Raw genomic sequence first — 21,636 nt, forward strand, 5'->3', positions numbered from 1 at the left:
CCGATCCATGCGTCGTCTGCCGCTCGGCCTGACCGCCGCGTTGCTGTTCGCCCTGCCCTCCGGCGCGGCTCCGGCCGCCGACGGGCTCGACGCCCGCATCGGCGAGGGGCTGTTCCGCCGCATGTGGGTCGCCGCTCCCACCGCCACCCAGGCGGCCGACGGGCTGGGGCCGCTCTACAACGCGCGCTCCTGCGCCACCTGCCACCCGCGCGGCGGCGGCGGACGCCCGCCCGATCCGGCGGTGGAGGGCGACCAGGGCGTCGGCTTCGCCATCAAGCTGAACGACGACCCGGTCTATGGCCGGCAGATCCAGTCGAACGCCCTTCTCGGCCAGATCATCGAAGGCCGGCCGGGCGTCGCCTACCGCGAGGACCCTGTCCGCTTCGACGACGGCGAGATCGTCCGGCTGCGCCGCCCGGCCTACGAGGTGAAGGATCTCGGCTACGGCCCGCTCGCCGAGGCGACGGCGCTGTCGGCGCGCGTGGCGCCGCGCGTCCACGGCATGGGGCTGCTCGACCGCATCCCGGAGGCCGCGATCCAGGCCGAGGCCGACCGGCAGGCCCGCGAGGGCGTCGTCGCCGGCCGCCCCAACCGCATCACGATGACCTCCGTGGGGGAGACCGCGCCGCGCATCGGCCGTTTCGGCTGGAAGGCCACCCACCCGACCCTGACCCACCAGGATTCCGAAGCCTTCAGCCTCGACATCGGCATGTCGACCCCGGCCTTCCCCGACCCGTGGGGCGACTGCACGCCGGCGCAGACCACCTGCCGCGAGGCCAGGCACGGCGATTCCAAGCAGTTCGAGGGGCTGGAGATTCCTTCCACCGTCATCGGGCTGATCGACGTGTATCTGCGCTCCCTGCCGCCCGACGGCGGGCTGAAGGCGCCCAGGGACAAGGCCGGCGGCGACCTGTTCGCCGCGACCGGCTGCGCCGCCTGCCACCGCCCCTCCTACCCGGTGACGGATGGCGAGCCGGGCAAGGACGCCGGCCCGGCCGTGGGGACGATCTTCCCGCACAGCGATCTGCTGCTGCACGACATGGGCGACGGGCTGGCCGACGACGTGCCGATGGGCGAGGCGCGCGGGCGGGACTGGCGCACCACGCCGCTGTGGGGGCTGAACCGGCTGGCCAAGGACGACGGCCGCCTGTCGCTGCTGCACGACGGCCGCGCCCGCAGCGTGACCGAGGCGATCCTCTGGCATGGCGGCGAGGCGGAGAAAGCCCGCAGTAATTTCATGGATTTGCCCGCCGGGTCGCGGAAAGCGCTGGTGCGCTACGTGCTGGGTTTGTAAAGGAGACGGGTGGCCGGGACCGGCCCCGCCGAACGGCAACGAGGAAGAGAACATGCGCCGCCGCGTCCTGCTTGGTCTGATGTCCGCCGCCGCCGCCCTGGCGGCCCTGATGCCGGGACGCTCCGCCCTGGCCGCGCGGGAGGCGTCGAAGGACACCGGCTTCCTGGTCGGCCTGCTCCGCACCCACGCCCTGCCCCGCTTCGAGACGTTCGTCGCCGCGACGACCGCCTACGCCGACAGGCTCGACCGCTTCGCGGCGGCCCCCGACGCCGCCGGGCTGGAGGAGGCGCGCGCCGCCCACCGGGCCGTCACCGACGCCTGGGCCGGCATCCAGCATCTCCGCCCCGGCCCGCTGACCACCGACCTGCGCTCCGACCGCATCGCCTTCTGGCCGGAGCGCCCCGGCGTGGTCCAGCGCCAGATCGCCCAGATCCTGCGCGACCGCAACGCGAAGCTGCTGGAGCCCGGCGCCCTGGCCCGCCAGAGCGCCGCCGTGCAGGGGCTGACCGTGCTGGAGCGGCTGCTGTTCGACGAGGGCGTCACCGCCGACAGCTTCGCCGGCGACGACGCCAAGCGCTTCCGGGGCGCGCTGGCCGCCGCCGCTGCCCGCAACCTCGCCGCCATGGCCGCCGAGGCGCGCGACGGCTGGAAGGCGCTGGAGGCGCCGCTGGCCGCCGGGCAGGCGACCATTCTCGGCCCGACGCCGACCGAGGCGGTCAACACGCTGTTCTCCTCGGCCGTCACCGCCATGCAGGTGGTCGTCGACCAGAAGCTGATGGCCCCGCTCGGCACCAGCGCCGTCGAGGCCAAGCCGGCGGTGGTCGAGGCGCTGCGCAGCGGCCGTTCCTCGCGCAACATCGTCATCAACCTGGAAGCCATGCGGGCGCTGATGCTGGGCGAGAAGGGCGGCCCCGGCTTCGCCGCGCTGCTGCCCGCCAACGACGACGGCGCCACCGCCAAGCAGGCGCTCGACGAAAGCTTCGCCGCCGCCATCGGGGCCGCCGCCGCCATCCCCGCCCCGCTCAACCTCGCGGTCGCCGATCCGGCGATGCGCAAGACGGTGGACGGCGCGCTGCGCCTGATCAAGGCGGCGCGGGTCGAGATGCTGGGCACGCTGGCGCCGCTGCTCGACATCACGCTGGGCTTCAACGAGTTGGACGGGGACTGACCATGGCCCTGAATCGTCAGACAATGAACCGCCGGAACATCATGGGCCTGCTGGGCGGCGGCGCGCTGGGCAGCGGCCTGCTCGACGCCGTTGCCGGGCTGGCCCGCGCCTTCGGCGCCACGGGCGCGCCGGTCTACCTCAACGCCTACGCCACCGCCGGGGCGACGCCCGATTTCGGCGTCGCCGGGCTCGACAAGGCCGGGCGGGTTCTGTTCACCACCGCCACGCCGGGCCGCGCCCACGCCATCGAACCGCACCCGACCCGGCCGGAGGCGGTCGCCTTCGCCCGCCGGCCCGGCCGCTGGTTCATGCCGCTGTCGCTGACCGACGGGGCCGCCGGCCCGGTGGTGCGGGCGCCCGACGACCGCCGCTTCACCGGCCACGGCGCCTTCTCCGCCGACGGCGCGTTGCTCTATGTGGCCGAGGACGACGTCCCCAACGAGACCGGCGCCATCGGCGTCTACGACGCCAACGACGGCTACCGCCGGATCGGCGTGCTGCCGACCCACGGGCTCGGCCCGCACGAACTGCTGATGCTGGACGGCGGCACGGTGCTGGCCGTCGCCAACGGCGGCGTCATCACCCACCCCGACACCGGGCGGGCGAAGCTGAACCTCGACGAGATGGACGCCTCGCTGACCTACGTCGAGGCGGCGACCGGCCGGCTGCTCGACAAGGTGCGGCTGCCGGAGCGGCACGCCAACCTCGGCATCCGCCACATCGCCCCGCTGGCCGACGGCGGCGTCGCCTTCGGCGTGCAGGACGAGCGGCCGATCGGGGAACTCCAGCCCTTGACCGGCGCCCACCGTCCGGGCAGCGGCGCCGTCCGCCTGTTCGAGACGCCCGACGACATCCTGGTCCGGCTCGACGGCTACATCGGCAGCGTCGCCTCCGATGGGCACACGGTCGCCGCCAGCTCGCCCAAGGGCGGGCTGATCGGCCTGTGGGACGCGATGTCGGGCGCGTGGCTCGGCTCCACCGCCCTGCCCGACGGCTGCGGCCTGGCCCCCGGCGAGGGCGGCTTCAAGGCCACCAGCGGCCTCGGCGTGATCGAGACGGTGTCCGCCCCGACGGCGAGCGCCGCCGACCAGCGGCGCGACCCCGCCTTCCGCTGGGACAACCACCTGACGCGCCTGACGGGATGAGGCAAGACCGGGCCGGCCGTTCGTGGGCGACCGGCCAGGACTGCGGCAATCCGACGCAGGCGACTTCGGATCGGCCCAGACGCGCTCGACAGGGCGAGCCTCTCCGCCTCACCATGCGGCCGATGCCCGGATTTCCGAACCGGGGCGGAACGGGGAGGCTCGTGGCGACGATGGAAACCGGAACGAAGGCGGCGGTCGTCGAAACGGAGTTCGCCGCCGATCTGAACAAAGCTTTCGACATCGCCCGAGACGCCGGGCTTCTGCCGAACGTCCACGGCGTGGTGGCGGCCCGGGGAGAGCGGGTGCTTTTCGAACGCTATTGGGCAGGGCTCGACGCGGCCCGCGCCCGGCCGCTGGGCGTGGTGCGCTTCGAACCCGACACGCTGCACGATCTGCGCTCGGTCACGAAGAGCATCGTCGGGCTGCTCTATGGAATCGCCATGTCGCACGGGCAGGTTCCGTCTCCCGAAGCAGGGCTGGTCGCGCAATTCCCCGAATATCCCGAACTCGCCGGAGACCGGGCACGGGACGCCCTGACCGTCCGGCACGCGCTGACGATGACGCTCGGCACGGAGTGGGACGAAACCACCCTCCCCTATTCCGACCCGCGGAACAGCGAGATCGCGATGGACCACGCGGCCGACCGCTGCCGCTACGTGCTGGGGCGGCCGGTCGTCGAACCGCCTGGACAGCGTTGGATCTACAATGGTGGCGCTACGGCGCTGCTCGCGCGCCTGATCGCGAAGGGAACAGGGCGGCGGTTGGAAGCGTTCGCGCGCGAGACCCTGTTCGAACCGCTCGGCATCATGCGCACCGAATGGGAAACCGGAGCGGACGGAGAGGCGATCGCGGCGTCCGGGCTGCGTATGGCTCCACGCGATCTGACGCGGATCGGCACGATGATCCTGGACGGCGGTTTCTGGCGGGAACGGCGGATCGTGCCGGCGGATTGGCTCGCCGCCTCGTTCAGCCCGGCGGTGCCGCTGCCGGACGGGCGGCACTATGGCTACCAATGGTATCTGGGGGCCGTTCCGGCCGACGACGGCGCGGGCGGCGTGCGGTGGGAGGAGACCGTCCGCGCCATCGGAAACGGCGGACAGTATCTGTTCCTGCTGCCCCGGCTGCGGCTGGTGGTCACGGTCCTTGCCGGCAACTACGACGCCCCCGACCAATGGCGCGTCCCGATGACCGTGCTGCGCGACCTGCTGCTGCCGGCCTTGCGAACCGGAAGCCGCAACGCGCCCTGACCAATTGCCCGCCGGCGGATCGTCACGCTCCGCTCGGGGCGTCCACCGCAGCGCGGCTCTGCCGCTCGTGGGCCAGCAGCCAGCGTTTGCGCTCGATGCCGCCGCCATAGCCGGTGAGCGACCCGTCGGTGCCGACGACCCGGTGGCAGGGCACCACGATGCCCACCGGGTTCGCCCCGTTGGCGTGCCCGGCCGCCCGCACCGCCGCTGGCCGTCCGGCCCGCCGCGCCAGTTCCGTGTAAGTGATGGTGGTTCCGCAGGGAACGCCGCGCAGCGCCTCCCACACCGTCCGCTGGAAGCCGGTGCCGCCGGTGCGAACCGGCAGACGGTCGATGATCGCGAGGTCGCCCGCGAAATAGGTGGCCATCGCGTCGGTCAGCCCGGCCGGGTCATGCGCCGGGGTGAGGGTGAATCCGGTGCCGTAATGAAGCCGCAGCAGCCGGTGCATGCGCGGCTCGTGCTCGGTCCAATCGACGGCGCGCAGATGGCCGTCCGGATCGGCGACGACGATCAGTTCGCCGATGGGCGTGTCGGTCCGGTCGATCAGCAGGTGGAGCGGTTCGGCCATCGGCGGGCGGTCCGGTGCAGCGGAGGAGCCGGGGCAGGATTCCACGCGGGCCTTTCCGGGCATAGCCCCTTTGCGTGATCGGCCGGTGTGGTGGGCCGTCCTCCGGCTGCCGAAAAGCGAGGCATCCCCCCGGTCCCACAAGCCGTTGAACGGGTTGCGTTTCCTGCCAGCTACCGGCCGCATCCTCCCTCCACTTCCCGCGAACGCCGCAAAAGCAGGCGCCGAAAGGCTGAGTTGCGTGCAACGCGCATGGCTGCCATGATTGTCCAAAGCGTCAATTTCTGACCGAACAGTCAGCTTTTCCGCCCCTGCGTCGCCCTTGGTCCGGCTTGGCATGCGGGTTGCTGAGGCTCGGGACGCCACGCCCACATGGCGCAGGCCAATCCAGCGAGACACAAGCCAATCGATCACACGCCCAGCGACACACACGTCTAGCGACACAAGGGAAGCCATCCGCCATGACCCTGACCGCTGACACGCCTCCAACCGCCGACCGCCCGGCCTCGCCCTACGCCGACCTCACGCCGCCGCTGACCGCGGTGCAGGCGCTCGCCGAGGCCAACCGTTGCCTGTTCTGCTACGACGCCGCCTGCGTCCGGGCCTGTCCGACCGGGATCGACATCCCCGCCTTCATCCGCTCCATCGCCACCGGCAACCTGAAGGGGGCCGCGCGGACGATCCTGTCGGAAAACATCATGGGCGGCACCTGCGGCCGGGTCTGCCCGACCGAGACGCTGTGCGAGCAGGCCTGCGTCCGCAACACGGCGGAGGAGAGGCCGGTCGCCATCGGCCGCTTGCAGCGCCACGCCACCGACCGGCTTCTGGCCACCGCCGCCGCCCATCCCTTCGCCCGTGCGGATTCCACCGGCAAGCGCGTCGCCGTGGTCGGCGCCGGCCCGGCCGGCCTGTCCTGCGCGCACCGGCTCGCCATGATGGGCCACGCGGTCACGGTGTTCGAGGCCAAGCCGAAGGCCGGCGGCCTGAACGAATACGGCCTCGCCCCCTACAAGATGGCCGACGACTTCGCCCAGCGCGAGGTCGCCTTCATCCTCGGCATCGGCGGCATCACGGTCGAGCATGGCCGCCGCCTCGGCGCCGACCTGTCGCTGGAGGAACTGTGCGCCGGTCATGACGCGGTGTTCCTCGGCGTCGGGCTCGGCGGCAACAACCGCCTGAACATCCCCGGCGAGGAGCGCGCCGGCGTGGAGGACGCGACCGCCTTCATCGAGCGGGTGCGGCAGGCGACGCCGGAGGCTCCGCCGGCCGTCGGCCGCCGCGTGGTGGTGATCGGCGGCGGCAACACCGCCGTGGACGCCGCCATCCAGGCGAAACGGCTGGGGGCGGAGGAGGTGACGCTCGCCTACCGGCGCGGGCGCGCCCAGATGGGCGCCACCGCGTGGGAGCAGGAGTTGGCCCAGACCAACGGCGTGACGCTGCGCACCTTCGCCGCTCCGGTCGCCATCGGCGATGAGGGCGTCACCTTCGAGCGCACCCGGCTGGAGGAAGGCCGGCTCGTCGGTACCGGCGAGACCCTCACCATCGCCGCCGACCAAGTGCTGAAGGCGGTCGGCCAGATGCTGGCGCGGAAATCGCTGGCGGGGCTGGAGATCGCCGGCGGCAAGATCGCCGTGGATGCGGAGTACCGCACCGCGCTGGCCGGCGTCTTCGCGGGCGGCGACTGCGTCGCGACGGGCGAGGATCTGACGGTCCAGTCGGTGCAGGACGGCAAGCTCGCCGCCCTGGCCATCCACCGCCATCTGAGCGCTTGAGGAGGGAGCCGAACCATGGCCGACCTGCGCAGCACCCTCGCCGGAATCCGCTCGCCGAATCCCTTCTGGCTGGCCTCCGCTCCGCCCACCGACAAGCTGACCAACGTCGTCCGCGCCTTCAAGGCCGGCTGGGGCGGCGTGGTGTGGAAGACGCTGGGCGAGGACCCGCCCGTCGTCAACGTCTCCAGCCGCTACGGCGCCCATCTCGACAACGAGCGCCGGCTGATCGGGCTGAACAACATCGAGCTGATCTCCGACCGCCCGCTGGAGGTCAACCTCCAGGAGATCGTCCAGGTCAAGCGCGACTGGCCGGACCGCGCGCTGGTCGTCTCGCTGATGGCCCGCATCGAGGAGGAGGCCTGGGCCGGGCTGATCCGCAAGGTCGAGGCGACCGGAGCCGACGGGATCGAACTCAACCTCGGCTGCCCGCACGGCATGTGCGAGCGCGGCATGGGGTCGGCGACCGGACAGGTACCGGAGCTGGTGGAGCAGGTCACGCGATGGGCCAAGGCCGCCACCCGCATGCCGGTGATCGTCAAGCTGACTCCCAACATCACCAACATCCTGTGGTCGGCCGAGGCGGCCAAGCGCGGCGGCGCCGACGCGGTGTCGCTGATCAACACGGTGAACTCGATCGTCGCCGTCGACCTCGACGCCATGGCGCCGACCCCGGTGGTCGACGGCAAGGGCAGCCACGGCGGCTATTGCGGCCCGGCGGTGAAGCCCATCGCGCTCAACATGGTGGCGGAGATCGCCCGCAACCCGGAGACGCGCGGCCTGCCCATCTCCGGCATCGGCGGCGTCACGACGTGGCGCGACGCGGCGGAGTTCCTGGCGCTCGGCGCCACCAACGTGCAGGTCTGCACCGCCGCCATGACCTTCGGCTTCAAGATCGTCGAGGACATGATCGACGGCCTGTCCAACTGGATGGACGAGAAGGGCTATGAGGGGCTCGACCAGCTTTCCGGCCGCGCGGTGCGCAACGTGGTGAACTGGAACGACCTGAACATGAACTTCTCGACCAAGGCGGTGATCGACCCCGCCTTGTGCATCGATTGCGGGCGCTGCCACATCGTCTGCGAGGATACCTCGCACCAGGCGATCCGCATCGATCCGGGCGCGGGGCGGGAGGGGCACCGCCTCTTCACGGTGATCGACGCGGAGTGCGTGGGCTGCAACCTGTGCTCCCACGTCTGCCCGGTGCCGGACTGCATCACCATGCGGCCCGAGGAGAACGGGCTTCCCTACGTCACCTGGCCGGAGGACGCCCGCAACCCGCTGCGCGCCTCCCCGTCCCCTGTTCCTGCCGCCGCCGAATAAGCCTGGGAGACTACCCCGATGTCCTATCCTCAGAACGTCGCCGTGAACGGCTCCCGCCTGTGGCAGAGCCTGATGGACATGGCGCGGATCGGCGCGACGCCCAAGGGCGGCGTCTGCCGGCTGGCCCTGACCGACCTCGACCGCGAGAGCCGCGACCTGTTCGTGCGCTGGTGCGAGGAGGCCGGCTGCACCGTCAGCGTCGACCAGATGGGCAACATCTTCGCCCGCCGCCCCGGCCGCGACGACAGCCTGCCCCCCGTCATCATGGGCAGCCATCTCGACAGCCAGCCGACCGGCGGCAAGTATGACGGGGTCTATGGCGTGCTCGCCGGGCTGGAGGTGGTGCGCAGCCTGAACGATCTCGGCTACGTCACCGAGGCGCCGGTCGAGGTCGCGGTGTGGACCAACGAGGAGGGTTCGCGCTTCGCCCCGGCCATGGTGTCGTCCGGCGTCTTCGCCGGGGTGTTCGACCTGGAGTACGGTCTGTCGCGCGCCGACCTCGACGGCAAGACGATGGGCGGGGAACTGGAACGCATCGGCTACGCCGGCGACCTGCCGGTCGGCGGGCGCAAGGTCGGCGCCTATTTCGAGGCCCACATCGAGCAGGGTCCGATCCTGGAGGCCGAGGGCAAGACCATCGGCGTCGTCACCGACTGCCAGGGCCAGCGCTGGTACGAGATCACCTTCACCGGCCAGGAGGCGCACGCCGGCCCGACACCGATGGGCCGGCGCAAGGACGCCCTGCTGGGAGCGGCGCGGGTGGTCGAGGCGGTGAACCGCATCGGGCTGGCGCACGCCCCCTTCGCCTGCGCCACGGTCGGGCTGATGCAGATCCATCCGAACTCGCGCAACGTCATTCCGGGGCGGGTCTTCTTCACCGTGGATTTCCGCCACCCCGACGACGCGGTCCTCGCCGCGATGGACGCCGAGCTGCGCGCCGCCGTGGCCGAGATCGCCAGGACCATCGGGTTGGAAAGCGACCTCCAGCAAATCTGGTACTACGCGCCGATCAGGTTCGACGAGGCGTGCGTCGCGGCGGTGCGCCAGGGGGTGGAGCGGACCGGCCATTCCTTCCGCGACATCGTCTCGGGCGCCGGGCACGACGCCTGCTATCTGTCGAAGGTGGCGCCGACCGCCATGGTCTTCATCCCCTGCATCGACGGCATCAGCCACAACGAGATCGAGGAGACCACCCCGGAATGGGCGACGGCCGGCTGCGAGGTGTTGCTGCACGCCGTGCTGGAAAGGGCCAATGCCACCGAATGATGGTGTCCCTCTCCCGCCCCGGGAGAGGAAATCCAACAGAACGACAAAGGCGATGACACTGGACACCGACCCGCCCCCGACCTCGGCCCCCACCCAGGGGCGCATCCGCCGCGAGAATGTCGAGCGCATCCTCAAGGCGGCCGAACTCGTCTTCGCCGAGGCCGGTTGCGCCGGGGCGACCATGGCCGACATCGCCGACAGGGCCGGACTGCCCAAGGCAAATCTGCATTATTACTTCGGCACCAAGGAGGACCTTTACCGGGCGGTGCTCGACAACATCCTGCGGCTGTGGCTGACGCCGATCCAGGCGCTGACCCCCGAAGCCGACCCGGCCACGGCGCTGACCGCCTACGTCACCGCCAAGCTGGAGCTGTCGCGCACCCGTCCCCACGCCTCCAAGGTCTTCGCCAACGAGATCCTGCACGGCGCCACCCAGATCGAGGGTTTCCTGGCCGGCGACCTGCGCCGGCTGGTCGACGCCAAGGCCGCCGTCATCGACGGCTGGGTGGCGGCGGGCCGGATCGCCCCGCTCGACGCCCGCCAGTTCCTCTTCATGATCTGGGCGGTGACCCAGCATTACGCCGACTTCGACGTCCAGATCCGCAAGCTGCTGGGCCGCCGCGCGCTGACGCGGCAGGACTTCGCCCACATCACGGCCGGGGTCCTACAACTGGTCCTGCGCGCCGCCGGGCTGCCGGACGTCGAAACGCCCGAACTCAACCCTTCCCCGCCAAACGCATAAGGGAGCACCGTCCATGGGTATCGTCATTCGCGGTGGAACCGTCGTCACAGCCGAACAGACCTTCCGCGCCGACGTCTATTGCGAGGACGGAACGATCAAGGCGGTGGGGCCGGCGCTCGACGTGCCGGCCGGGGCGGAGCTGGTGGAGGCCGGCGGCTGCATCGTCATGCCCGGTGGCATCGACCCGCACACCCACATGGAGCTGCCCTTCATGGGCACCGTGACGACCGAGGATTTCTTCAGCGGCACGGCGGCCGGTTTCGCGGGCGGAACGACGACGATCATCGACTTCGTCATTCCCAACCCGAAACAGAGCCTGATGGAGGCCTACCACACCTGGCGCGGCTGGGCGGAGAAGGCGGCCGGCGACTATTCCTTCCACGTCGCGGTGACCTGGTGGGACGAGAGCGTGCGCGCCGACATGGGAACGCTGGTCGCCGACCATGGGGTGAACAGCTTCAAGCACTTCATGGCCTACAAGAACGCCATCATGGCCGACGACGAGACGCTGGTGAACAGCTTCCAGCGCTGCCTGGAGCTGGGCGCCATCCCCACCGTCCACGCCGAGAACGGCGAGCTGGTCTTCCAGCTCCAGAAGACTCTGCTGGCGCGCGGCCTGACCGGGCCGGAGGCGCACCCGCTGTCCCGTCCGCCGGAGGTCGAGGGCGAGGCCGCCAACCGTGCCATCCAGGTCGCCAAGGTGTTCGGCGTGCCGGTCTACATCGTCCATGTCTCGGCCAAGGAGGCGCTCGCCGCCATCGAGCGCGGCCAGAACGACGGCCAGCGGGTGTTCGGCGAGGTGCTGGCCGGCCACCTGCTGATTGATGACAGCGTCTACCGCAGCCCCGACTGGGACTTCGCCGCCGGCCATGTGATGAGCCCGCCCTTCCGCCCGAAGGAGCACCAGGAGGCGCTGTGGCGCGGGCTCCAGTCCGGGCGGCTGCACACGACGGCGACCGACCATTGCTGCTTCTGCGCCGAGCAGAAGGCGATGGGAAGGAACGACTTCACCCGGATTCCGAACGGCACCGCCGGCATCGAGGATCGCATGACCGCCCTGTGGACCCACGGCGTGAACACCGGCCGGCTGACGATGAACGAGTTCGTCGCGGTGACCTCGGCCAACGCGGCGAAGATCTTCAACCTCTACCCGCGCAAGGGCTCGGTCAGCGTCGGGGCGGACGCCGATCTGGTGGTGTGGGACCCGGCGGCGACGAAGACGATTTCGGCGAAGACCCAGATGCAGAAGGTCGGCCTGAACATCTTCGAGGGCATGACGGTCACCGGCGCACCGGCCTACACGCTGAGCCAGGGCCGGGTCGTCCACGCGCTCGGCGAAAGCCGCGCGGTGCGCGGCGCCGGCCGCTACGTGAACCGGCCGGCCTTCCCGCCGGTCTACGAGGCGGTGGCGAAACGCAACGCGCTGAACGTTCCCGTCGCCGTGGAGCGGTAGGAGCCAGGGGGGCGGGCGGCTCAGCCGCCGCGCCCCTCCAACAGGTCGCGGTCGCCGGTGAGCGCGGCGGCCATGAAATCCAGGAAGGCGCGGACCCGCCCCATCATCCGCAGGTCGCGGTGGGTCAGCAGCCAGACGCGGACGCCGAAATCCTCCACTGGCGGGCCGACGCGCCGCAGATCCGGCATGCGGTCGGCCAGGACGCAGGGCAGCAGGCCGAAACCCACCCCGGCCCGCACCGCCTCGACCAGCGTCGCCACCGAATTGACCCGGTAGACGATCCGCTCAGCCGGCACCGCCGCCTTCAGCCAGCGGGCCATGGCGGTGTGGTCGAAGCTCTCGTCCAGCCCGGCCCAGCCAGCCTGATCCGGGGTGGCACCGCCCGAGCGCTCCGCCAGCGACACCGCGCCATAGGGGGCGAAGGCGAGGCCGGACAGGGCGCGCCCGACCAGATTGTCGGGCGGGTGGGCGATCAGGCGGATGGCGACGTCGGCCTCTCGCCGGGTCAGGCTGAGGCTGGCCTCCGACACGCTGACGTCCAGCCGGATGCCGGGATGCAGGGCGCGGAAGGCGACCAGATGGCGCGGCAGCACATGCATCGCCATGATGTCCACCGTCGTCACCCGCAGGCTGCCTTCGAGCTGGGTGTCGCGCCCGGACAGCCGGCGGCTGGCCGCCGCCAGCGTCTCCTCCATCGCCAGTGCGCTGTCGCGCAGATCCTCGCCCGCCGCCGTCAGCACATAGCCGCGCGGCAGCTTGTCGAACAGCCGCACCCCCATCGCCGCCTCCAGCCCGGCGACGCGGCGCAGCACGGTCGAGTGGTTGACCCCGAGCAGCCGCGACGCCGACGACAGTGAGCCCTGCCGCGCCACCGCCAGGAAATAGCGGACGTCGTCCCAGTCGTTCTGTGCGTTCATGCAGACCCCTTATGCGACGAAACCGAATTCCCGCTCATTTACGCACACGCTAGCTTGAGCGGGAAGAGAGACGGCGCACCGACGCCGGTTTCTCACCAACACGGACCCGCGCCCCGCCATGACCGACCTGCTGCACGATCCCTTCGTCCAATCCAGCCTGCTGCCGCTGCTGCTCGGCGTGGCCGCGGTGGGGCTGCTGCGGCTGGCCGGGGGCCAATCCGGGCGGTCGTTGGCGCCGGCCGGCATCGCGCTGGCCTTCCTGCTGATCTTCGCGCTGGTCGTCGGCGTCCCGGCCTTCCCGCCGCCGTCGAGCATGGGCAAGCTGTTCTGGTCGGCCGCTGGCGGCCTGGTCCTCGGCGCCAGCCTCGACCTCGCCGGGGTCAAGGGCCGCGCGGCCTCGCTGGCGGTCGCCGGCTGGCTGGCGCTGGCGCTCGGCTGGATCGCCGGACCGGCCCTCGACTCGGTCGCCGCCGCATTGCCGCTGGCCGTGCTGCTGGCGGTCGGCGCCTGGGTCGCCTTCGCCGACTCGGCCGCGTCCGAGGACCGGCCCGCCGCCTCGGCCGCCGTGCTGCTGGCGCTTTCCCTGTCGGTCGGCGTCACCGCGCTGATCGGATCCTCGGCCTCGCTGGCCCAGCTCGGGCTGGCGCTGACGGCGGCGACCGGCGGCTTCCTGCTGTGGAACTGGCCGACCGAGCGTCATCTGTGGGGGGCGTCGGGCCGGATCGCGCTCGGCCTGCCGGTGCTGCTCGCCGCCATCCTCGCCCTCTACACCCAGGTGCAGGCCGCCACGCTTCTGCTTGCCCTGCCCGCCCTGGCCGCCGGCCCGCTGCGCCGCCGCCTGCCGATCCCCGACACCGGCTTCGGCCCGGCGCTCGGCACGGTGGCGGTGACGGTGCTGGCCGTCCTGCCCGCCCTCGTCGCCATCGGCGCCTCCTGGCTGCTGACCGGCGGCGAAGCCTCCCCCTACTGACGTCCTTCCTCCATCCTCCTATCCTGGGAACCCAAAGCATCATGAAGAAGATTCTGTCCGCCGCCGTTCTGTTCGCCTCGCTGACCACGGCCCCGGCCTTCGCCGCCCCGGTCGCCTACAAGATCGACCCGGGCCACCTCAGCGTCGCCTTCATCGTCAACCATCTCGGCTTCGCCAACCTGATCGGCCGCTTCAACACCGCCGCCGGCGAGCTCAGCTTCGACAAGGCCGCCGTCGAGACGAGCAGCCTGTCGGTCAGCATCGACGCCGCCAGCATCGACACCAACCACGCCAAGCGCGACGAGCACCTGCGCTCGCCGGACTTCTTCAACACGAAGGAGTTCCCCAAGCTGACCTTCAAGAGCACCAAGATCGAGAAGACCGGCGAGGCCACCGGCACGCTGACCGGCGATCTCACCATGCTGGGCGTGACCAAGCCGGTGGTTCTGAACGTCACCTTCAACAAGGACGGCGTCAGCGCCGCCTCGAAGCTGGAGACCGCCGGCTTCTCGGCGCGCGGCACGATCAAGCGCAGCGACTTCGGCATGAAGTACGGCGTCCCCAACATCGGCGACGAGATCCAGATCCTGATCGAGGCCGAGGCGGTCAAGTCCTGACCTCGCACGCCTGATCGCGTGTTGTGCATGAGGGGCGCGGCGGAGTCCTCCGCCGCGCCCTTTTCTTTTCCAAGCAGCGGGAGGGCGGGATGCCGCAACTGGTGAACGGCGTGTGGGTCAAGGGCGACATCGCCGCCGGGGAGATCAAGGACGGCGCCTTCCACCGCGAGCCGACGCGCTTTCGCGGCTGGATCACGCCGGACGGCGGGCCCGGCCCGCAGGGCGAGGCGGCGCTGCCGGCCGAGGCCGGGCGCTATCACCTCTACGTCTCCTACCTGTGCCCCTGGGCGTCGCGCACCCTGATCTTCCGCGCGCTGAAGGGGCTGGAGGACGTCGTCGGCGTCTCGGTCGCCGGACCGGTGATCGGCGAGGACGGCTGGGTCTACCCCACCGACGAGGACGCCGGCCCCGCCCTGCCCCGCTTCCGGTACCACCACCAGCTCTACACGACGAGCGACCCGACCTACACCGGCAAGGTCTCCGTGCCCGTGCTGTGGGACCGGCGGAAGGGGCGGATCGTCAACAACGAATCCGCCGACATCATCCGCATCCTGAACGGTGCCTTCGACCGTCTGACCGGGAACCGGCTGGACCTCTACCCGGAGTCCCTGCGCCCGGAGATCGACCGCTGGAACGACCTGATCTACCCGACGGTCAACAACGGCGTGTACCGCTGCGGCTTCGCCAAGAGCCAGGCCAGCTACGACGCGGCGTTCGACGCGCTGTTCGCGACGCTCGATACGCTTGAAAAGCATCTGGCCTCCAGCCGCTATCTGGCCGGCGAATGGTTGACCGAGGCCGACTGGCGGCTGTTCGTGACGCTGGTGCGCTTCGACGCCGCCTATCACGGCGCCTTCAAGTGCAACCTGCACCGCATCGCCGACCGCCCGAACCTGTCGGGCTATCTGCGCGAGCTGTACCAGTGGCCCGGCATCGCCGCGACGGTGCGGATCGACGCGATCAAGACCGGCTACTACACCAACCCGGCGATCAACCCGACGCTGATCGTGCCGAAGGGGCCGGCGCTGGATCTCGACGCGCCGCATGGCCGCGAACGGCTGCCGGGGCGCGGCATTCCGACGCGGGAGGGAGCTTGAGGAGTTCTGGAAAGACGGCAGCGCGGGCTTGACGATGCGGCCCCGTCGGTGGCCAAATCGCGGCCTTCTTCCCGTCGCCGACCTGAACCGGAACGCCCCGTCATGACCGCCACCAAGATGCCCTCCTCCAAGCCGCCGTCGCAGTGGGAGAAGCTGTTCTCCCTCGGTCACGTCACCTGCGTGGAGGATCTGCGGCGGCTCGCCAAGCGGCGCGTCCCGCGCATGTTCTACGACTACGCGGATTCCGGCTCCTACACGGAATCGACCTACCGGGCGAACGAGAGCGACTTCCAGAAGATCAAGCTGCGCCAGCGCGTCGCGGTCGACATGACCAACCGCACGCTGGCCAGCACGATGGTCGGCCAGCCGGTCGGCATGCCCGTCGCCATCGCGCCGACCGGCCTGACCGGCATGCAGCACGCCGACGGCGAGATCCACGCGGCGCGCGCGGCGGCCAGGGCCGGCATCCCCTTCACGCTGTCGACCATGAGCATCTGCTCGATCGAGGACGTCGCCGAGAACACGGACCGGCCCTTCTGGTTCCAGCTCTACGTCATGCGCGACCGCGACTTCATCGACCGGCTGATCGCGCGGGCCAAGGCGGCGCAATGCTCGGCGCTGGTGCTGACGCTCGACCTCCAGATCCTCGGACAGCGCCACAAGGACATCAAGAACGGCCTGTCGACCCCGCCGCGCCTGACCATCCCCAACATGCTGGACATGGCGACCAAGCCCTACTGGTGTCTGAACATGCTCCAGACCCGGCGGCGGACCTTCCGCAACATCGTCGGCCACGCCACCGGGGTGGGCGACCTGCGCTCGCTGTCCTCCTGGACCGCCGAGCAGTTCGATCCCCGGCTGAACTGGGACGACGTCAAGCGCATCCGCGACCAGTGGGACGGCAAGCTGATCCTGAAGGGCATCCTCGATCCGGAGGACGCCGCCGCCGCCGCCCACTCCGGCGCCGACGCGCTGATCGTGTCGAACCATGGCGGGCGCCAGCTCGACGGCGCCGTCTCCTCGATCGCGGCGCTGCCGTCGATCGTCGAGGCGGTCGGCGACAGGATCGAGGTCCACATGGACGGCGGCATCCGCACCGGCCAGGACGTGATCAAGGCGCTGGCGCTGGGCGCCAAGGGCGTCTACATCGGCCGCGCCTTCCTCTACGGGCTGGGCGCCGGCGGCGAGGCCGGCGTGTCGCAATGCCTGGAGGTCATCCGCAAGGAACTGGACGTCACCATGGCGATGTGCGGCCTGCGCGACGTCCGCGACGTGACCGCCGACATCCTGGCCGGCGATCCGCCCTACGGGCTGTAAGCCCGAGCGGCCGCAGGGCTGGCGCGGGACCGGGACGGGCCTCGCGTCAGCTCTTGGCGATCTCGCCGAGCACGTCCTTGGCCAAGCTCTGGATGTGACGTTCCATGGCGGCGCGGGCCTCGGCCGGGTCGCCGGTCTCCAGCGCGGCGATGACGTCGAGATGCTCGTCGCAGTCGGGGCGGATGCGCGACGGCAGGCCGGACAGCTCGAAGAGCCGCGTCGTCACCCGCAGGTCGCGGATGATCTGCGCCAGCACCGCGTTGCCGGACGCCTCGGCGATCAGGGTGTGCAGTTCCTCGTCGGCGGCCCAATGGTCCTCGAAGCGGATCTTGGGCTCGTCGCGCAGCCGCAGCATTTCATTCTTCATCGCCTGGAGGCGGACCGGGTCGATCCGCGGCGCGGCGGCGGCGATGGCCTCCCCCTCCAGGATTTCCCGAAGCCGCATGCTCTGGAAATACTCGCGGTTGGAGACCTCGCGGACGCGGTAGGGGCGGTTGAACTCCTTGCGGATCAGCCCCTCGCTGGCCAGCCGCACCAGCGCCTCGCGGATCGGCGTGCGCGAGATGCTGAGCGCGGTGGCGAGCCGGTCCTCGACGATCACCTCGCCGCTGGGAATGCGGCGGTCGAGGATCATCTCCAGGATGGTCCGGTAGGCCATGCTCGCCAGATTCACACCGGCGGCGGCCGGAGCGGCGGTTTTCGGGCTGTCCATGTCCATGCTCATACCAAGTCCTGCCACCTGACGCTGATCCCTCCCTAACAAAGCAGACGGATCGTTGTCCTGCAAAGCTTCTCAACGATCCGTCCGGCGGGCGGGGTGCGCCGCGCACGCTGCACTCAGTGTTGCAGGATCTTGGCGAGGAACTGGGTGGCGCGCTCCGAGCGCTGGGTTTCGAAGAACTCGGTCTTGGTGCAGTCCTCGATGATGCTGCCATGGTCCATGAAGATCACCCGGTGGGCGACCTTGCGGGCGAAGCCCATCTCGTGGGTCACGCAGATCATCGTCATGCCCTCGTTGGCCAGCTCGACCATGACGTCGAGCACCTCGTTGATCATCTCCGGGTCGAGCGCCGAGGTCGGTTCGTCGAACAGGATGGCGATCGGGTCCATCGCCAGGGCGCGGGCGATGGCGACGCGCTGCTGCTGCCCGCCGGAAAGCTGGCCGGGGAACTTGTGCGCCTGGCTGGCAAGCCCGACCCGCGCCAGCAGCGCCTCGCCCTTGGCCTCGGCCTCGGCGGTCGCGCGGCCCAGCACCTTGCGCTGCGACAGGGTCAGGTTCTGCATGATGGTCAGATGGGGGAACAGCTCGAAATTCTGGAACACCATGCCGACACGGGCGCGCAGCGCCGACATGTTGGTCCCCCGCCCGCCGACGTCGATGCCGTCCACCTTGATGCTGCCCGACTGGAAGGGCTCCAGCCCGTTGACGCATTTGATCAGAGTCGACTTGCCCGACCCGGAGGGGCCGCAGACCACCACCACCTCCCCCTTCCGCACGGTGGTCGTGCAGTCCTTCAAAACCTGGAAGGTGCCGTAGTGCTTGCTGACGTTCTCGATGGCGATCATGCGGCTTCTCTTGCGGATGGGCGGCGCCGCTGCGGCGCCGGAACGGTTGGAGGAAGGGAGGCGTTTCAGCGGAAGCGGTCGATCAGGAAGGGCGTCGGGTCGATGTCGGTGCGGCCGTCGAGCAGCAGGTCGGCAGTCATGCGGGCGACCACCGGGGCCAGGGTAAAGCCGTTCGACGTCACCGTGTTGAAGAACCCCGGCAATCCCGGCACCGGGCCGAGAATCGGCGCGCCGTCGATGTTGATGTTCATCGCCGCCCAGGCGCGCACCACATGCAGCCCGGCGACCTGCGGCAGCACATGGCGGGCGACCCACAGATTGCCCTCGATGCTGGGGCGCGACACCGTGTTGAAGCGGCGCGCCGGGTCGAAGACGGCGGTCCAGGCGCCGCCGATGATCAGCCCGCCGGTGACCGCCTGCTTCAGGCTGAGATGGCGGTCGGCGTGGGCGACGAGCTGGCTGACCAGCTTGGGCGCCGGCTCGGTGACGATCATCTGGAGCGGCGCGCTGTGCACCGGCACGTCGATGCCGACCAGTCGCCCGGTCTCGCGCGCCCAGGGGCCGCTGGCGTTGATGATCTGTTTCGCGCGGATGCGGCAGCGCGGGGTCTCGACCCGCCAGCCGCCGCCCTCGACCGCCGGAGCGGCGGCGATGCCGGTGACGTTGACCCCGCGCAGGAAGCGGGCACCCTGGCGGCGCGCCTGCTCCAGCACCGCGTAGGTCGCGCGCAGCGGGTTGATCTTCCCTTCCTGCGGGGCGTATTCGGCGCCGACCAGCCCGTCGGACAGGGCGGGGGCGAGGCGGCGCAACTCGGCGGCGTCGATGATGGCGTTCTCGACGCCGTACCGCCGCTCCAGCGCCGCCTTGGCGCGGAGGAACTCCATGCCGGCCGGGCTGTCGGCCACCATCAGCCCGCCGGTGACGGCCAGCTCGAAGTCGGCGCCGCAGGCCTTCTCCAACTCCCGCCACAGCCCGACGGAGCGCGGGCCGAGCGTCAGCGTCGCCGCTGCCGGGCCGCCGCCCGCCTCGGCCCGCGCGCCGAAGTCGAAGGACAGGAGTTGGACGTGCAGGCTGCCGGCGTTGGCGCCCGAGGCCTGGAGGTTGGTGTCGCCGCGCTCGACCACCAGCACGTCGCGGCCGGCCTGGGTCAGGTAGTAGGCGAGGCAGGCGCCGACCACGCCGCCGCCGACGATCAGGATCTCGGCCTCCTGGTCGGGCAGCGGGCCATCCTCCAGCGGGCGGGCGAGGTTGGGGGTGATGGCGCGCTGGTGGCCGCCCCATTCCGGCTTCTCGAAGGCGAAGGCGCCGGCCGGCGTCGGCTTGGCCGGCAGGCGCGGCGCCAGATACTGATCGGGGGTGCGTGGCCGGCCGGTGGCCTGCTCCAGCAGCAGGGCGGCGGTCGCCGCGCAGTAGCGGCCCTGGCAGCGGCCCATGCCGAGCCGGGTGTTGCGCTTCAGCGCCGCGAGGCTGTCGTGACCGGCGGCGATCTCGGCGCGGACACGGCCGAAGGTGACCTCCTCGCAACGGCACAGCATGGCGTCGTCGGGCACGGAATCGAGCCGCACCGGCGGCGCCCGGTAGATCGACCACAGCGCCGCCTGGAAGCCGTCGGCCCGTTTCAGGTCGGCCAGCGCCCGCCGGCTGTCCTCCGGAAAGCTGTCGGCCAGCCCGAGCTGGGTCGCGGCGGCGATGCCGGCGAGGGCCCCGCGCGCCTGCGCCACCCGTGAGCCGCCGAGATCGACGCCGTCGCCGACCGCGAAGACCCCCGGCAGGCTGGTGGCGCCGTCCACCGCCGTCTCGGTGGCGAGGTAGCCGAGATGGCGGTCGACCAGCCGGTGCGCGCAGCCGAGCGCGCGGGCGATCTCGGTCGAGGGGATGAAACCGTAGCCCAGGCACAGCGCATCGGCGGGAACGGTGACGGCCTCGGCCAGCCGGGGGGCGCCGTCGGCGCCGAGCGGGGCGTAGCGGACATGGTCCAAGCGCTCCCCGCCCGTCGCCGCGACGATCCCGTGCGACCACAACACCGGCACCCCGGCGCGGCGCAGCGTCAGCATGTAGCGCGCGCCGTCGCCGATCAGGCCGGGGGCCGAGCGCACGGCCTTGAGCAGGTCGCGCCACTGGCCGGGCGATGGGCGCGGCGCGCTTTCCAGCACGGCGACCACCTCGACGCCGCCCTCCACCAGCTCGCAGGCCAGTTGCAGGTTGAGCGGGCCGTTGCCGGCGACCACCACCCGGCGGCCGGGCGCCACCCGGTAGGCACGCGCCAGCGTCTGGCCGGCGCCGGTCGTCATCACGCCGGGCAGCGTCCAGCCCGCGAAGGGCGCCGGCCGCTCGTAGGCGCCGCCGGCGATCACCAGCCGGCGCGGCCGGTAGACGGTTTCGCGCCCGGCGACGACGGCGACCACCTCGTCGGGGGCGTGGGCGCCCCACACCGTCGCCTCCTGGACGATGGACGCACCAGCCGCCTTCGCCGCCTCGACCAGGGCGAGGCCGGCGCGGAACTGGCGGTCGGCCGGCCGGTCGGCGCGGTGCGAGGGGGCGAGCGGCTTGAAATACTGGCCGCCGCTCTGCGGCCGCTCGTCGAGCACCACCACGTCGGCGCCGCGCCGCGCCGCGGCCTCCGCCGCCGCCAGACCGGCCGGCCCGGCGCCGATGACCAGCAGGTCGAGCGTCCGTTCCTCCGGCGCCTTGCCCTGCGGTGGCGGCACCAGCGGGGCCAGCGGATCCTCCGGTGTGCCGGCCGGCGGCTGCGAGCGGATGGTCTGGCCATCCGCCACCTTGGTCAGGCAGGCGCGCTGGCTGGCCTTGCCGTCCACCGTCACCAGGCACTCGAAGCAGGCGCCCATGCCGCAATAGAGGCCGCGCCGCCCGCCGTCGCGGGTATGGCGGTAGGCGGCGACACCATGCGCCGCCAGCGCCGCCGCCACCGTCTCCCCGGCCAGCGCGGGGACGCGCTCGCCGTCATAGGTGATCTCGATGAAGGCGCCGTCGCGGCGGACGCTGGGATGTTCGAGGCGCATGGGTGGGGCGGCTTTTCCGGATTGCGGTGGGGAGGCGGTTTCAAGAAGGCGGCGGCGAGGGAAGCGGTTTTCGAGGGCTGCGTCAATTTGCGCTGGATTCCTGTATACAGATAGTATACGAGTAGTATTTAGGCAAGGTCAAAAATTAGGCAGGAGCTTG

18 protein-coding genes are annotated in these 21,636 nt (G+C 71.1%); 13 read left to right on the forward strand and 5 right to left on the reverse strand.

Going from position 1 to position 21,636, the window contains the following annotated elements:
• Window positions 1-7 precede the first annotated feature (7 nt).
• From J2847_RS20775 to J2847_RS20790, 4 genes are all read left to right on the forward strand, one after another.
• Complete coding sequence (locus J2847_RS20775; protein ID WP_209780753.1) at window positions 8-1,294, forward strand: di-heme oxidoredictase family protein; 1,287 nt, start codon at window positions 8-10, stop codon at window positions 1,292-1,294.
• 52 nt (window positions 1,295-1,346) lie between these two features.
• Window positions 1,347-2,462 (forward strand): imelysin family protein, encoded by a 1,116-nt coding sequence (locus tag J2847_RS20780; protein WP_233474671.1) that lies wholly within the window; start codon window positions 1,347-1,349, stop codon window positions 2,460-2,462.
• Between the two features lie 2 nt (window positions 2,463-2,464).
• Window positions 2,465-3,607, forward strand: coding sequence for a DUF1513 domain-containing protein (locus J2847_RS20785; protein WP_233474672.1), 1,143 nt, complete (start codon window positions 2,465-2,467; stop codon window positions 3,605-3,607).
• 170 nt (window positions 3,608-3,777) lie between these two features.
• Window positions 3,778-4,854 (forward strand): serine hydrolase domain-containing protein, encoded by a 1,077-nt coding sequence (locus J2847_RS20790; RefSeq protein WP_233474682.1) that lies wholly within the window; start codon window positions 3,778-3,780, stop codon window positions 4,852-4,854.
• 22 nt (window positions 4,855-4,876) lie between these two features.
• Here J2847_RS20790 and ogt read toward each other — a convergent pair whose 3' ends face one another.
• Window positions 4,877-5,422: a methylated-DNA--[protein]-cysteine S-methyltransferase gene (gene ogt, locus J2847_RS20795; protein ID WP_209780755.1), complete on the reverse strand. Its 546-nt coding sequence runs from the start codon at window positions 5,420-5,422 to the stop codon at window positions 4,877-4,879.
• A gap of 458 nt (window positions 5,423-5,880) precedes the next feature.
• Between ogt and J2847_RS20800 the strand changes: the two genes are divergently transcribed.
• Genes J2847_RS20800 through hydA form a run of 5 tightly spaced genes read left to right on the forward strand, consistent with a single transcriptional unit; the run spans window position 5,881 to window position 11,972 of the window.
• Window positions 5,881-7,191: an NAD(P)-dependent oxidoreductase gene (locus tag J2847_RS20800; RefSeq protein WP_209780756.1), complete on the forward strand. Its 1,311-nt coding sequence runs from the start codon at window positions 5,881-5,883 to the stop codon at window positions 7,189-7,191.
• 15 nt (window positions 7,192-7,206) lie between these two features.
• The gene (gene preA / locus J2847_RS20805; RefSeq protein ID WP_209780757.1) at window positions 7,207-8,511 is read left to right on the forward strand and encodes an NAD-dependent dihydropyrimidine dehydrogenase subunit PreA; all 1,305 of its coding nucleotides are present in this window, start codon (window positions 7,207-7,209) and stop codon (window positions 8,509-8,511) included.
• 18 nt (window positions 8,512-8,529) lie between these two features.
• Complete coding sequence (locus tag J2847_RS20810) at window positions 8,530-9,777, forward strand: Zn-dependent hydrolase (RefSeq protein WP_209780758.1); 1,248 nt, start codon at window positions 8,530-8,532, stop codon at window positions 9,775-9,777.
• Window positions 9,778-9,829: 52 nt separating this feature from the next.
• Window positions 9,830-10,519 carry a TetR/AcrR family transcriptional regulator gene (locus J2847_RS20815; RefSeq protein WP_209780759.1) on the forward strand — a complete coding sequence of 230 codons (690 nt, stop codon included), beginning with the start codon at window positions 9,830-9,832 and terminating at the stop codon, window positions 10,517-10,519.
• A gap of 13 nt (window positions 10,520-10,532) precedes the next feature.
• Window positions 10,533-11,972, forward strand: coding sequence for a dihydropyrimidinase (hydA, locus tag J2847_RS20820; protein WP_209780760.1), 1,440 nt, complete (start codon window positions 10,533-10,535; stop codon window positions 11,970-11,972).
• 20 nt (window positions 11,973-11,992) lie between these two features.
• Here the strand turns inward: hydA and J2847_RS20825 are convergent, their stop codons facing one another.
• The gene (locus J2847_RS20825) at window positions 11,993-12,889 is read right to left on the reverse strand and encodes a LysR family transcriptional regulator (protein ID WP_209780761.1); all 897 of its coding nucleotides are present in this window, start codon (window positions 12,887-12,889) and stop codon (window positions 11,993-11,995) included.
• A 118-nt stretch (window positions 12,890-13,007) separates the two neighbouring features.
• Between J2847_RS20825 and J2847_RS20830 the strand changes: the two genes are divergently transcribed.
• From J2847_RS20830 to J2847_RS20845, 4 genes are all read left to right on the forward strand, one after another.
• Window positions 13,008-13,859: a hypothetical protein gene (locus J2847_RS20830; RefSeq protein ID WP_209780762.1), complete on the forward strand. Its 852-nt coding sequence runs from the start codon at window positions 13,008-13,010 to the stop codon at window positions 13,857-13,859.
• A 41-nt stretch (window positions 13,860-13,900) separates the two neighbouring features.
• On the forward strand, window positions 13,901-14,476 hold the full coding sequence (locus J2847_RS20835; protein ID WP_209780763.1) for a YceI family protein: 576 nt from the start codon (window positions 13,901-13,903) through the stop codon (window positions 14,474-14,476).
• 89 nt (window positions 14,477-14,565) lie between these two features.
• The gene (locus tag J2847_RS20840) at window positions 14,566-15,573 is read left to right on the forward strand and encodes a glutathione S-transferase family protein (RefSeq protein WP_209780764.1); all 1,008 of its coding nucleotides are present in this window, start codon (window positions 14,566-14,568) and stop codon (window positions 15,571-15,573) included.
• Between the two features lie 102 nt (window positions 15,574-15,675).
• Window positions 15,676-16,890: an alpha-hydroxy acid oxidase gene (locus tag J2847_RS20845; RefSeq protein WP_209780765.1), complete on the forward strand. Its 1,215-nt coding sequence runs from the start codon at window positions 15,676-15,678 to the stop codon at window positions 16,888-16,890.
• Between the two features lie 46 nt (window positions 16,891-16,936).
• On the opposite strand, the gene J2847_RS20850 is transcribed toward J2847_RS20845, so the two are convergent.
• The 3 genes from J2847_RS20850 to J2847_RS20860 form a co-directional block, all read right to left on the reverse strand.
• A complete protein-coding gene (locus J2847_RS20850) occupies window positions 16,937-17,614 on the reverse strand; it encodes a GntR family transcriptional regulator (protein WP_209780766.1) in 678 nt (225 codons plus the stop codon).
• A 113-nt stretch (window positions 17,615-17,727) separates the two neighbouring features.
• Complete coding sequence (locus J2847_RS20855) at window positions 17,728-18,456, reverse strand: amino acid ABC transporter ATP-binding protein (protein WP_209780767.1); 729 nt, start codon at window positions 18,454-18,456, stop codon at window positions 17,728-17,730.
• A gap of 65 nt (window positions 18,457-18,521) precedes the next feature.
• On the reverse strand, window positions 18,522-21,476 hold the full coding sequence (locus J2847_RS20860; protein ID WP_209780768.1) for an FAD-dependent oxidoreductase: 2,955 nt from the start codon (window positions 21,474-21,476) through the stop codon (window positions 18,522-18,524).
• Window positions 21,477-21,636 lie beyond the last annotated feature (160 nt).

It is taken from the genome of Azospirillum agricola (assembly GCF_017876095.1).
Lineage (GTDB): Bacteria > Pseudomonadota > Alphaproteobacteria > Azospirillales > Azospirillaceae > Azospirillum > Azospirillum agricola.